This is a genomic window from Bartonella sp. AP58NXGY (genome assembly GCF_042195785.1).
Classification (GTDB): Bacteria; Pseudomonadota; Alphaproteobacteria; order Rhizobiales; family Rhizobiaceae; genus Bartonella.
Window position 1 is genome coordinate 165185 of sequence record NZ_JBHIOY010000003.1, and the last position, 13716, is coordinate 178900.

At 35.8% G+C, this 13716-nt stretch carries 11 protein-coding genes; 1 reads left to right on the forward strand and 10 read right to left on the reverse strand.

Annotated elements, in window-relative coordinates:
• Positions 1–5 precede the first annotated feature (5 nt).
• From ACFINC_RS03320 to thiC, 6 genes are read right to left on the reverse strand one after another with little or no spacing between them, the layout of a single operon-like run.
• Positions 6–764 (reverse strand): hydroxymethylpyrimidine/phosphomethylpyrimidine kinase, encoded by a 759-nt coding sequence (locus ACFINC_RS03320; RefSeq protein ID WP_375616093.1) that lies wholly within the window; start codon positions 762–764, stop codon positions 6–8.
• Complete coding sequence (locus ACFINC_RS03325; RefSeq protein WP_375616094.1) at positions 755–1360, reverse strand: thiamine phosphate synthase; 606 nt, start codon at positions 1358–1360, stop codon at positions 755–757. The genes ACFINC_RS03320 and ACFINC_RS03325 overlap by 10 nt, the downstream gene beginning before the upstream one ends.
• Positions 1360–2130: a thiazole synthase gene (locus ACFINC_RS03330; RefSeq protein ID WP_375616095.1), complete on the reverse strand. Its 771-nt coding sequence runs from the start codon at positions 2128–2130 to the stop codon at positions 1360–1362. Before ACFINC_RS03330 ends, ACFINC_RS03325 begins: the two co-directional genes overlap by 1 nt.
• 2 nt (positions 2131–2132) lie before the next feature.
• Entirely contained in the window at positions 2133–2330 is a 198-nt protein-coding gene (gene thiS / locus ACFINC_RS03335) for a sulfur carrier protein ThiS (protein WP_375616096.1), read from the reverse strand.
• Between the two features lie 3 nt (positions 2331–2333).
• Positions 2334–3284 carry an FAD-dependent oxidoreductase gene (locus ACFINC_RS03340; RefSeq protein ID WP_375616097.1) on the reverse strand — a complete coding sequence of 317 codons (951 nt, stop codon included), beginning with the start codon at positions 3282–3284 and terminating at the stop codon, positions 2334–2336.
• Positions 3281–5107 carry a phosphomethylpyrimidine synthase ThiC gene (thiC, locus tag ACFINC_RS03345; protein WP_375616098.1) on the reverse strand — a complete coding sequence of 609 codons (1827 nt, stop codon included), beginning with the start codon at positions 5105–5107 and terminating at the stop codon, positions 3281–3283. The genes ACFINC_RS03340 and thiC overlap by 4 nt, the downstream gene beginning before the upstream one ends.
• Positions 5108–7453: 2346 nt before the next feature.
• Here thiC and ACFINC_RS03350 point away from each other — a divergent pair.
• On the forward strand, positions 7454–8428 hold the full coding sequence (locus ACFINC_RS03350; RefSeq protein ID WP_375616099.1) for a phage tail protein: 975 nt from the start codon (positions 7454–7456) through the stop codon (positions 8426–8428).
• A gap of 1168 nt (positions 8429–9596) precedes the next feature.
• Here the strand turns inward: ACFINC_RS03350 and ACFINC_RS03355 are convergent.
• From ACFINC_RS03355 to ACFINC_RS03370, 4 genes are read right to left on the reverse strand one after another with little or no spacing between them, the layout of a single operon-like run.
• Positions 9597–10403, reverse strand: a complete 807-nt coding sequence (locus tag ACFINC_RS03355; RefSeq protein ID WP_375616100.1) for a heme ABC transporter ATP-binding protein — start codon at positions 10401–10403, stop codon at positions 9597–9599.
• Entirely contained in the window at positions 10400–11479 is a 1080-nt protein-coding gene (locus tag ACFINC_RS03360) for a FecCD family ABC transporter permease (protein ID WP_375616101.1), read from the reverse strand. Before ACFINC_RS03360 ends, ACFINC_RS03355 begins: the two co-directional genes overlap by 4 nt.
• Before the next feature lie 29 nt (positions 11480–11508).
• The gene (locus ACFINC_RS03365; RefSeq protein WP_375607731.1) at positions 11509–12396 is read right to left on the reverse strand and encodes a hemin ABC transporter substrate-binding protein; all 888 of its coding nucleotides are present in this window, start codon (positions 12394–12396) and stop codon (positions 11509–11511) included.
• A gap of 11 nt (positions 12397–12407) precedes the next feature.
• The gene (locus tag ACFINC_RS03370) at positions 12408–13451 is read right to left on the reverse strand and encodes a hemin-degrading factor (RefSeq protein WP_375616102.1); all 1044 of its coding nucleotides are present in this window, start codon (positions 13449–13451) and stop codon (positions 12408–12410) included.
• Positions 13452–13716: the final 265 nt, after the last annotated feature.

Below are 13716 nucleotides of genomic sequence, written 5' to 3' on the forward strand. Positions count from 1 at the left end.
GACTTTTAAAAACTGTTTTTACAATGGTTTAAAAGCAATGTGTGGGTATATATTTTTGCTTTTTTTACAGCTGAAATAAGAGGTTCATTGAGTGCCAAATGGGCTGCAATAGCACTTGAGAGAATGCAACCTGTTCCACGCATTGTTCCTTTTAAACGTGGAGCAGAAATATTGATGATTTCAGTTTTGTCAATGAATCTATCAATTGCAAGAGGACCATCTGCATGTCCCCCTTTTACTAAAATAGAGCGAGCTCCCAATGACAAAAGTTTTTTTGCTTGTTGTATTGCTTGCTTATGATGAGATGCCAATGGGGTTTGGCTAAGAAGAGCAAGTTCATCTCTATTTGGTGTTAAAAGAGTAACATGTGGGAGAAGCTGATTGATCATAATTTCTATGATTTTTTCTGTTGTCAGTTTTCCTCCTGATGAGGCAACCAGCACAGGATCAAGAATAACCGGAATATGGGGGTAATCTTCGAGGACATGACAAATTGCTGCTATAATTGCTTGATTTCCTGTCATACCAATTTTTATTGCGCTGATAGGATTAGCTTCTAAGGCTATGCGCATTTGCGCAGCGATAAGTTTTTCATTCATGGGAACAATTTCAGCAACGTGATGATCATTTTGTACGTTAACACAAGTAATTGCTAAATTTGCTTTTATTTGAAAATGCGTAGAGGTTTCTATATCACGAACAATGCCAGCACCTCCTGTTGGATCAGTACCCGCAACAATGAGAATAGAAGGCGTTAACGCCATGGTTGGGTCCCCTTGATCCATTGTTGTACCCGCTCTTCAGGTTTTTTATGGAGGATAATGTCAGTCACAACAGCAGCGCTATTGGCTCCTGCTTTTAAAACACAAACTGCACGTTCTGGTGTTAAACCACCAATGCCAACGAGAGGTAAAGCACCAATTCGCTTTCTCCATTGTTTAATTTTTTCTAATCCTTGTGGTTTCCATTTCATTTTTTTTAAGATTGTCGGATAAATAGGACCAAGAGCAATATAGTCAGGATTAACAGAGAGCGCGATATCCAATTCATGTTCATCATGGGTGCTAAGACCAAATCTTATACCATTTTTACGAATTGCAAGGAGATCAGCATTGCATAGATCTTCTTGCCCAAGATGAATAAAATTGCATTTTTCATCAATGGCTATGATCCAATGATCATTAATAATTAATTGTGCCCCCCATTTATCACATATGTTTTTTGCACGCTTGATATGTTGACGGATCGTTTTAAGATCTTCATTTTTCATACGCAATTGTATGAGTTTGACACCAAGAGGAATCAAACGTTCAACCCACTCAGCAGTATCAACAATGAGGTAAAAAGGATCCAATTTCATCAAAATACCGCTTTACCAATGACGGGGGTTGAAGGGACCGCGACATTGCGTGCTTCGAGAATACCTGCTTTATACCCCATACGCCCTGCCTGAATAGCTTTGGAAAAGGCCTCAGCCATCAAAACAGGATCACCTGCTTTAGCAACTGCGGTATTAAGAAGGACCGCATCATAACCCAGTTCCATAGCAACAGCGGCATGGGATGGGCGCCCGATGCCGGCATCAATAACGAGAGTAACATCTGGAAGATAAGCACGGATAGAACGCAGTCCATCGGTATGATGAGGGCCTTTGGCTGATCCAATAGGGGCACACCAAGGCATAATGACACGGCAGCCAACATCTAAGAGTTTTTCAGCAACAATGAGATCATCGGTTGTATAGGCAAAAATTTTGAAATCTTCATTGTTTAAAATTTTTGCTGCTTCAATTAAAGAAAAGACGTTTGGCTGTAAGGTATCTGAATTACCGATAATTTCGAGTTTAATCCAAGAGGTTTTAAAGAGATCACGAGCTAAATGGGCTGTTGTTACCGCTTCTTTAACAGTATAACAACCAGCGGTATTGGGAAGTATCGTTATATCGAGCTCTTGAAGGAATTGCCAAAACTGCCCTCCTTGTTTTCCACCTGCGCTTTCTCGACGTAATGAAACGGTTACAATTTCTGTATTGGATTTATGAATAGCATCACGAAGGATGGCAGGAGAAGGATATTGCGCTGTACCTAACATAAGACGAGAGGAGAATTGTCGTCCATAAAGATTCAACATAATTAACCACCTTGCATTGGGCTTAAAATTTCCACTTTATCTCCTTCATGCAAAATAAATTGGTCACGCGCATCTACAGGAACAACTTCAGCATTAACAGCAGTTGCTAGCCAATTTCCTTCATACCCCAATTCCACAAGCAAGAGACTAAGAAAAGAGGCTTCTGTTTGAAGTGTTTCACCATTAACAAATATTTGCATGTTTTATTCCAATGCCAATTTCACCGCTCGTTTTGCCATTTCTGGAGACAAAAGAAAACCATGTCTATAAAATCCATTAATAGAGATATGGTTACCATATTTGCATACAGAAGGGAAGTTATCAGGATAAGCTGGACGAATACCAACGCCGGATTCAACAATTTCTGCTTCGGCAAAAGCAGGGTGCAATGTATAGGCCGCGTTGAGCAATTCCATCATTGATCTCACCGATATTGGACCATCAAAGTCACTTTCAATCATCGTTGCGCCAATCATGAAAAGATCATCCTGTCGTGGAACAACATAAAGTGGAAATCGTGGATGAAGAAGACGAATTGGGCGGGAAATTTTAATTTCTGTACTCCGCAAGAGTAGCATTTCACCACGCACGCCCCGTATATTTTTATCTTTTCCTAAACGTGCTATTCCTGTTGCATCAATGACCATATCAAAATTTGTTTCAGATGTTTTAACATCAACAAAACATGCGCCATTTGTTATCAGTTTTTCTTTTAAAGCGATAAGTGCTTTACGAGGATCAAGGTGGGCTTCACTTTCATAAAAAAGCCCACAGTCAAAATGTTCTGCAAGATCTGGTTCAAGATGGGCTATTTCTGCACGGTTTATGGTTCTATGATGATGTGTGCGAAGTGAGAATCGTTCAAGTTCTCCTCTATCACGCGTAGGAGCAACCACTAAAGTACCTTTTTGTGTAACAAGATCTGGAAATATTTTTCGCCACCAGTGTATAGCTTGTACACCAAGGTCTTCAACAATCTGTTCAGTATTTTCTTTTTCACAATAAGGAGCAAGCATTCCTCCAGCATACCAACTGGATGAACCTATAGGAGAGTTTAGTGGAGCCGATATAGTAACACGAGCGCCTTTTTGTTGTAATATAAAAGCAACGGTTAAACCAGCAACACCCGCACCTTTAATAAGAATATTCTTCAACTATTTACTCTCTTTTTTTGAGATGCATCGACATAAAGATCACCACTTTCTTGATATTTTTCAGCCATAGCAATCATACCTTCCCCTTTTGTTTTTTTGAGTGCTGCAGCATCACGAATATCATGGGAAATACGCATAGAACAGAATTTTGGTCCACACATGGAACAAAAATGCACCAATTTATGGGCATCTTTCGGCATTGTTTCATCATGAAAGGTACAAGCTGTTTCTGGATCAAGAGACAGATTGAATTGATCATGCCATCTAAAGTCGAATCGTGCACGTGAAAGAGCATTATCGCGCAACTGTGCTCTGGGCAAACCTTTTGCAAGATCAGCAGCATGAGCGGCGATTTTATAAGTGATGACCCCCGTTTTGACATCATTTTTATCGGGAAGTCCTAAATGTTCTTTAGGTGTTACATAACATAACATGGCAGTTCCAAACCATCCAATCATAGCAGCACCAATTGCTGATGTAATATGGTCATAACCAGGAGCAATATCAGTTGTAAGAGGTCCCAAAGTATAAAAAGGTGCTTCATGACAGAGATTGAGTTGTTGCTCCATATTTTCTTTAATTTTGTGCATTGGGACATGTCCTGGTCCTTCAATCATAACCTGTACATTTTTTTCCCAAGCAATTTTTGTCAATTCTCCTAAAGTTTTAAGTTCGGCAAATTGTGCTTCATCATTGGCATCGGCAATAGAGCCAGGGCGTAATCCATCTCCTAACGAAAGAGAGATATCATATGTTCTTGCAATATCACAAATTTCATCAAAATGTTCGTAGAGAAAGCTTTCTTTGTGATGATGGAGACACCATTTTGCCATAATAGAACCGCCTCGTGAAACAATACCTGTTACACGATCAACAGTCATAGGAATAAATGGTAATCTTAAGCCTGCATGAATGGTAAAATAATCAACCCCTTGTTCTGCTTGTTCTATGAGAGTATCGCGAAAAATATCCCATGTTAGATTTTCAGCAATACCTTGTACTTTTTCGAGTGCTTGATAAAGAGGAACAGTCCCGATAGGCACAGGAGAATTTCGAATAATCCACTCACGAATATTGTGAATATTTCTCCCTGTTGAGAGATCCATAACTGTATCTGCCCCCCAACGAATAGCCCAAACCATTTTATCAACTTCTTCTGCCATTGATGAAGTCACTGCTGAATTGCCAATATTGGCATTAATTTTAACACGAAAATTACGTCCAATAATCATTGGTTCGCATTCTGGATGATTGATATTTTGTGGAATAATGGCTCGTCCATTTGCAATTTCATTACGAACGAATTCCGCAGTATAAATTTCTGGTATTTCTCCATCTAATATATCTGAGTGCACTTTTTGTTGATCTTTTATTGCCAGTCCTTCATTTTCTCGTATAGCAACATATTCCATTTCGGCAGTAATAATACCTGCGCGTGCATACGCCATTTGTGTAATTGCTTTGCCACTTTTAGCTCGTAAAATAGGTCGTTTTTGTTCAAATGTTGGAATAGCAGAGCTATTATAGGTTAATCCATTATCTTCAGGTTTAACTAAGCGTGCAGGATAAGGTTCAGTATCAGCACGCTGAAAGAGCCAAGATGAGCCAATTGCAGGTAAACCTTTTGTAAGATCAATGACTGCATCTTTGTCGGTATAGGGACCAGAAGTATCGTAAACATTTAAAGGTTTTTCACCACTCCCATCGGTCAATGAAATTTCACGCAATGGAACACGCACATCAGAAAAAAGAGGACTCTGTTGATAAATTTTGCGTGAGGCAGGAAAGGGACTACAACTGATTGATGGAATATTTTTCGGCACAAACTTTTTCCTTCTAAACACATAGTTTAAAAACTAAGGCGTGATGTTAATGGAGATATATTTAAATGATCAATAATGTATCTTGAATGAAGAGATGCTTATAATATTTTATAGTAAGTCATCTTCAATAAAGCTTAAGAAGATTTACTTTGAAAAGATCAACGCAATATCTTTGAAATAATACCTGCACTCCCCCCACGTAAACACTTTTGCCAGAATACACATGATTGGCTTAAATACTGACATTGTCAATCACAAAGATATATTTTTAACGATTTTTCTACATGCGTTAGAAATAAAAGCAGATACTATGAAATAACCAGTGATAATATTAAAGTCTTTTATAAAGAAATGGTGAGGATAAAATTTATAGCTAAAGCCAGAGGGTATATGCTGCGCAATTCCATTAATTTTTATTCTTTTACTTTTATGTAGCTTTTTTGCTAAGCTAGTTACTCAGTTTCAGACAATAGCACCCTTTTTATAAAGTGTCATGTCGTGATGCTTTTGTTTCTGAAATCATGACAGATTATTACATATCCTTTAAATTTATGTTTATTCTACGTATTTAGAATATAAAATAAAACTTTCTTATTTTTTCATAGCTGTGTTCAATTAAGATATCATTACAAATAAGAAAATGATGAATATATTCTATTTACGATTTTACATGATCAATAATAAAAAGTTTAATAACGTCTATATTTAATAAAGATGAGTTTTATTTTTTATGAATAAAATATAAGGTATTTTTATATAAAAAATCACGACATATAGCTTATTTTATTGATAATAAAACAAATCGTATTTTATAAATTCTTATAGTTTAAATATATATATATGAAATTACAGAAAAGTTTTTTATTCGCAAAGGCAGTGTGAGTATGGTTTTTTTATATAAGGAATAAAATATATCAAATATAGCAGACGATGTAAAAATGACCTCACAAATTGTTGGTATAAAATGGAGTGAAGGCGCTTCAAATAAAACTATACCTCTTAAAAAAACACAATGTTGAAAGTTTCTGAGAAAGAAGGTAAGAAGTATGGGAATGATGGCTTAGTCTCTTATATAAAACAGTAAGATCTTCAATTTTCAGAGTTTTATTTATTATTATTGAGAGATCTTGTTATTCTTCTTCTAAGAGGAAATAATGATGGTATAGATATTGTAAGCACGGTTGAGATTTTTTCTATAAAAGCTGATGATGTAACAAAGTAAAATATTAAGAAAGCCTACTTAAATTTTTAAATCATGATTACAATGAAGTTCGATGATATGATGTATTTTGCTCTGTTGGTTTAGCCAGTACAGAATTTGTTATCAAAACAGTAAATTTTTCCTCTTATCTTTCCACAAGGAGAGAAAAAGCTAATAATTGCGAGGGCATGTTCAGAAGGATTTATTGTTCTTGCAAAAAGAATCCATATATAATAAAATATTACACGCGGGTAATCACACTAGGTGGGGGAGGAGAATGGGCGCTTACAGCTCTTTAAAGGTGAGTGGCGCGCATTTTATAGGGGGCAAAGGCTGTTTTTTTAATTCAAGTAAAAGAAATTTATATTCATCAGATCTGATGAGGGTTTGTGATATTTCTTTAATATTTAAAGTATTTCATTTCTAGTTCAATTAAGGTGTGAAAAAAATGGTCATAGTGAATATATTTCCTATGGTGCATTAAGATTGAACAGAAGCTTGTTTAAAAAATGTTGGTATTGATCGAGTAAAACAATTTCAGAAATAAATTGAATAAAATAGAGCCTTTCAAGGTATTTGCATATGAATAAAAATATAATGATGCATACAAAGAATTTGAAGTTAACTTTTAGAATTTTAAGATAAATGGAAGTCAAAAGAGAGAGATTCTTCGTTTAAAATATAGAGTATAAAATATCGACGAAATAGATTTAAGCTATTGAAAAAAATAAAAAAGAGAATGTTTAAATCAAAAACTTTCTATGCGGATGATAAGTTATTACATTCAATAACAGTTCTATGAAATCCATAGTAGGGGGAATTTTGAACAGTATTTATAAATTTTGCAATGAGATGCAAGATATTGAAAATATAACTGTATAACAACAGCACAACAACAAAACAAGATATTAAGTAACCTCAGATGAGGTGGCTATATTACACATTAGAATTGGTTGCATTAATGCTGATGTTATGAAGAAGGTCTGATGAATTTAGGTTATTAAATTGGAAGGAGGAAAGAGAGATAAAATGTGTAAATACGGATGGTGCAGTGGTTATGATGTAGCAATAAAAAGTGGCAGCGCATTCTAGTGCACAGAACGAGAAGTTGTTAGAAAAATTATGAAAATAATGGGGGATTTAAAATGTCTAATATTTACGATTGGTCGCTAAAGGCCGATGAAAATGCTTATTCAGATAGTATCATTAATTGGGCAGAAGGTCAGCCGCCTAGTTCTGTTAATGATAGTGCGCGGGCGATGATGCAGCGCGTACGAGAATATCTTGCAGATAATGGTGGATCTATTGACTCAAGCTTTATGGTAAATGCGGAAGATAAAACAACATTAATTACCTTAAAGACAGTTTCACCGATAAAGAAATACAACAATGATATCATCATACGTTTTAAAGCTCGTGGCACGAATATTGGCACGACGACAATAACTGTTAATAATATAGGAGAAAAGCTTATCTATAAAGCCACTGATGTGGGGGTTATCCCCTTAGAAGGGGGAGAACTGCAAAGAGGTGGCATTTATGAAATGGTATATAATAATGGTGTTTTAATAAAAGAGCATGAAGGGTGGTATTTATTAAATCCTACACCACCAAAAATAGAAAATTTTCCTGCTGGATTTATTGCAACATTTGCTATGCAAAGTGTGCCAAATGGTTGGCTTTTATGTGATGGTAAGTCTTATAAGTGTGAGGATTATCCGCAGTTATTCAAAGCAATAGGTGATAAATGGGGAAAAAACAGCTATGGAACTTTTAAAGTCCCTGATTTTAGAGGCATGTTTTTACGCGGCTTTGATGATGGCCGTGGTTTAGATGGTGGTAGAAAATTTGCAGATAAACAACAAGATAGCATAAAATCGCATACGCATATTGGAACCATTGAAGAATCAGGCGAGCATGCACACAATTTTGAGTATCAAGGGGTAGGATGGCCAACTGGTGATATTGGAAGACTACCGAATCATTATACTTATAATGCGACTCTGAAAGGGAGAACAGCTTCTGCTGGTGCACATACACACAAGATAACTCTTTCTCATACGGGTGAGGCAGAAACGCGCCCTGTTAATGCAACTGTTGTCTATGCTATAAAATCATGAGTATGGTCGGGTCATAAATAATCTATACACCTTGGTAATTTTGTTAACGCGGAGCAATTCCGCGTTATTTTTTATGTATGTGAAGAGGAAATCTATACTCTTTATACAATACTTGAGAGAGTTAAAAAATAATTTTAAATGATTGGGGGAAAGAGTTAATGATATAATTTTTTATAATTGATGATAACATAGGGAAAATGTGTAAAAATCATTTAAACTGTGGCGTGAAGAGATCTGGAGATATATTTTTTATAAGGTGTTTTGATAGGGGGTAAGGTGATACAATTATTCAATCTGAGGCATAAAAAAGTACAATATTTTTAGCGTTTTTTTGTACAAAAACAGCATATCCCTGTATGAGTTAATTCATCTTATAAAGATATTTCTCACCTTGTTGTCGATTTCATTTCTTTGCATTGCCATGGTGGAGGTTTTATCTGTAAATGATAGTACTCCTTTGAGTGGAATCATCGTTATGCTTGTGAAGCAGCAGAGAAACGCTATTTCTATACTCTCTCCTCATCCCTATATTACGCATTGTTTTTACGTTAAGGGGACGATAAGAAGCGTTATTGAATTTATTTTAAATATTTTATTCAATTGATGTATCAATAAACAATTTTTCTAATAGAGGAAGAAAAATAAAAATATGATTATATTTAATGTTTTTATTGACTACAAAGATAGATAAAGAATCATTATAAATCAATATAAAAAAGATAAAGCAAAAGCATATATGTTATGAGAAAAAATAACGTCGTTAAAGCAACAAATAAATCTTTTACAAATTGTCAAGAGGTACTTAATTTTTATCTAGTCCCTAGAAAATATAAATAATCCATATAATTATTATGACAAAGGTATTTGTACGTATTTCTGGATCATTTTTATTAAAGACAAGAGTGATAGAAAGAGCGAGGAAAATACATATTTATGTCGTATAAACTTTCATTATATAAAAGTATGATAGCAAAATAAAATCTCAAATATTTTTAGTACGTAAAATCTTGAAAGATTTTAAACAGATAGTTTTTTCCAAAAATATCTTTGATGTGAGCGGAAAACGTTAGATGATAGAAAGGAGCTCATCAAAAATAAAATAGAATCTTGAATATTTGCGTACTTTATTGTGCTAGGTACATTAATTTTTAGATTGAAGCTGACTGCTTTAGGATCTAAACTCATAAGAGGATGCTGTTTGAGGGAGTATAAATGGGATATCTTCTTTAGGTAATTCAGAAACGTTTAAGGAACAATGATAAACATCGCGTAGATTTTGTGTTGTCAAAACATTAGTCGCATTTCCTTCGCAATAAATCTCTCCTTCTTTTAGCAAGATCATGCTATCTGCATAATGTGCTGCGAGATTGAGATCATGAAGAACAGCGAGAACGCCGCCACCAGAATGGGAAAATTGTTTAGCGATATCCATAACGATAATTTGATGTTGAATATCAAGGCTAGCAATAGGTTCATCTAATATCATCCAACGAGGAATTCCATTATAAATGGGTTTCCAGATTTGGCAAAGAACACGAGCAAGTTGTACACGCGCTTGTTCTCCACCTGATAACTGGTGATAATATAGGTTACCATAATCAGAAAGATCAACGCGATCTAAAGCTTTCTGGATAAGATTTTGTAACTCGGTTTTGGCAATGGTGAATTGGTTTACAGAAAGGCCAAGTCTTACAACTTCATGAACTAAGAATGGAAAGACAAGTGTTGTTGATTGTGGGAGCACAGCGCGCATTTTTGCCATTTCATAAGTTTTTGTTTGGCGCACATCATAACCATTTAAGGTTATTTTTCCACTGTAAGGAATTTCCCCACTCAGTGCTTTGACAAAAGTACTTTTTCCCGATCCATTGGGACCAATAATGATGGTAAAAGAACCACTTTTAGCTTGAAGATTAATGCGATTGAGAATCTGTTTTTTTCCGCGCTGAACGCAAATATTTGTTGCTTCAATCATGAAAAGGCTGTTCCTCGTTTGCATATAAGGATCCACAGGAAGAAGGGGGCACCAAAAAGCGCTGTTACGATTCCAATTGGTAATTCCGCGGGGGCAACAATTAAACGTGCAAACGTATCAGCAAAAATAAGTAAAGATGCTCCCAAGAGAGCAGAGTAAGGAATAAGATAGCGGTGATCAGGACCAATGATCTGACGTAAAATATGAGGAACAATAATACCAATAAAACCAATACCACCACTGACAGCAACTGCACTACCACACATAAGAGCAACGAGAGGAATTGCAATATTCTTAACGCGTTGAATATGGAAACCGATATGGCCAGCAACGGCTTCTCCAAGCGCAAGAGCATTAAGTGCTCGTGATAAAAAGGGAGAGAAAAGAAGACCAATAAAAATGAAAGGAAGAACGAGCCATACTTTCCACCATGTCGCGCCTGCAAGAGAGCCAAGACTCCAAAAAGTGATATCGCGTAATTGTTGGTCATTTGCAATAAAAATCAATGTTCCAACAACTGCACCGCTTAATGCACCAAGAGCAATACCGGCAAGTAGCATAGTTGCAATAGAGGTAAAGTTATGATGCGTCGCTATTATGTAGAGAACAATCGTTGATAAAAGTCCACCAAAAAAAGCACCCATGATAACTTTGTAAGGCTCTAGAAAAGGTGCAAATGAAACAGGAAAAGCAAAACCTAAAACAATTGCTAAAACGGCACCAAGACCAGCACCTGCTGATACACCTACAATTCCAGGATCTGCAAGAGGATTACGGAAAAGTCCTTGCATCATAACACCAGAGACAGCCAAAGCTGCCCCGATCAATAATCCTAGGATAACGCGAGGAAGCCTTATATCGATAAATATAAGATAATCACGTGTTTTACTACTTACAGAAAATTCTTGCGTAAACATGATATTAAGAAAATCAAAGAAAGAAGTATTTGAAGCACCATTTAAAAGTCCGCCCAAAATACTCAAGATGAGGAACATTATTAGACCTAATAAGAGTATTGTTCTCAAATTTTTACGATTCATTTTTTTATTTTTTTTTGTTTCAGATGCATAAACCATAGATGGATTCTCTACCAATTTTATCCGTTTTAGTTTGCACCATAAAGCATATGAATAAGTTCTCTTGATGCGTCTGCAGTACGTGGACCAAATCCTAAAAGGTACATAGCATCCATTTGTTTAATAGCATGATTTTTGGCTGCAGTTGTTGCTTGGATTGCTGGTATAGCTAAAACCTTTTCAAGATTAATGGATTTCTCACCGTGTTTTATAAGTAAAATAACATCAGGATTCGCTTTCAATAACGCTTCGTTATTGAGAAGTTTATAGCCTTTATAATCAGTAATAGCATTGATCCCACCTGAAAGTTTTATGATACCATCTGCTGCTGTATCTGTTCCAGATGCCATAACGCGCCCATTTTGTACCGACAAAATAAAAAGGACACGCTTTGGTTTCGTTACTTTTGCCAAAAGAGCATCATTATCTACAAAATCACGGCTCACTTTTTGAATTAATACAGCAGCTTGTGCTTCACGATGGATGGCTTTTCCAACAAGACGAATTTTTTCTATCACACTTTCTCGAGAATAATTTTCTGGTATGATCACGATAGGAATTGATGTTTTTTTGAGAATTTCAATTGTTGAAGCAGGACCGCTTCCTTCAACGAGTAAGATACCTTCTGGAGCAAGAGATAAAACACCTTCAGGTGAAAGGGCACGCATATAACCAAGCACAGGAAGTTTGAGGGCTTCTTTTGGATAAACGCTTGTACTATCACGGGCAACAAGTTGATCTTGTGCTCCTAATGCATAAACAATTTCCGTAAGAGAGCCGCCAATAGAGACAATTCGCGCATTTTCAGAAAAATATGTGGTAGGTTCAGCGATGGCGCGTTGAGAAAAGAAGCTAAAAGAAAGCAGTATAAAAAGAAGAAAAAACCTTAGTTGTCTGCACAAAAGAAGAGTTAGCATATTTTATCTTTCTAAGCGACAACTGATTCTTGATATGGAGGAAGAGACTTCAATAAAGAACGCCAATCCTCACGCTCTTTTTGACCCTCTTTGCGCATGCCAAAGAACTGAACAATTATTTCATCATTTTTATCGAAAACTTCAAGTGAACTGACATAACCATCACTGATAGGCTTGCGAACATGCCATACACTAGCAATCCCAGATGTGAGTAAATGGAGATCAAACTTTGGATCAAGAACATTAAGCCAAGGCCCCATTTGCTTAATATTTTTTACAGTCCCACTAAAAATTTGAATACATCCCTTATTACCAACAAAACACATAATTGGTAGTTCTTGTCGTGCGACTTGGTTAAGCATCATTTCAACAGCTTCTACTTGTAATTCATCCGCAAATTCACTGCCAACATATTTTACAGCATGATGTCGATTAATCTTAAATTCGGAAATAATTTTATGAAGTTGGTGTACATCTGTCATTTTCCGCCAACGATCCCGAAATCTCTCAATGTCCAATTCTGTTATGTCACACTGGGCTGGGAGAGAAACGGGAAGAATGTTAAGAACAGGAGACTGATCTTCAAGAAGGAGCTTTTCAACAAGTTTATTCCACTCTTCCATATTTGTCATATCTTTAGAATAGATTTTTAGAATAGCAACGCCATGATGATCAAAGAATTGTAGACTTTTTGTAGGCTTTCCAAGAACAATAACATCATACTCAAAACCGAACTTCCATTGTTTTGCAAAAATACGTAAATCAATTTCACCAAGTGTTATAGGAACATGTTGGTTTTGAACAATTTTTTCAAAACACCCTGTTATTTCGTGAACGGCATGTTCATTGCGCGTTAATGCCATGACTGTTCCAAGCCGAGGAGCATTTTCTAAGAGAGTAGCAACATCAATTTGTAGCCTTTTTGCTTTTCCAATTGTACAATAGGCTGCAAGAAGTTCCGCTTCAGATATACCAATAGAAACCGCAAAATCACGGTTTCGCATCTCTTTTTTTTCTTCACGTAAACGAATAATCATTTCAGCTGTATGTGCCATGGATTTTACCTTATGTTACAGACCCAAGAACTAACTTTTAAATTTTATAATTCCTAGGCAATAGATTGAACTCTTAAAGAGTTCAATCTATCACAAAATATGCCTCTATCACCAATAGCAAAACAGTCAAAAAATGATAAAATAGAAAGAATTAAAATCGCTCTATCAAACCTTTATAGTTTTAAAGATATTGAAAATAGAAACACAAATAATTTATCCTTTTATCGATATGATTTTCTATTTACCTAATAGTTAATAGAAGCGA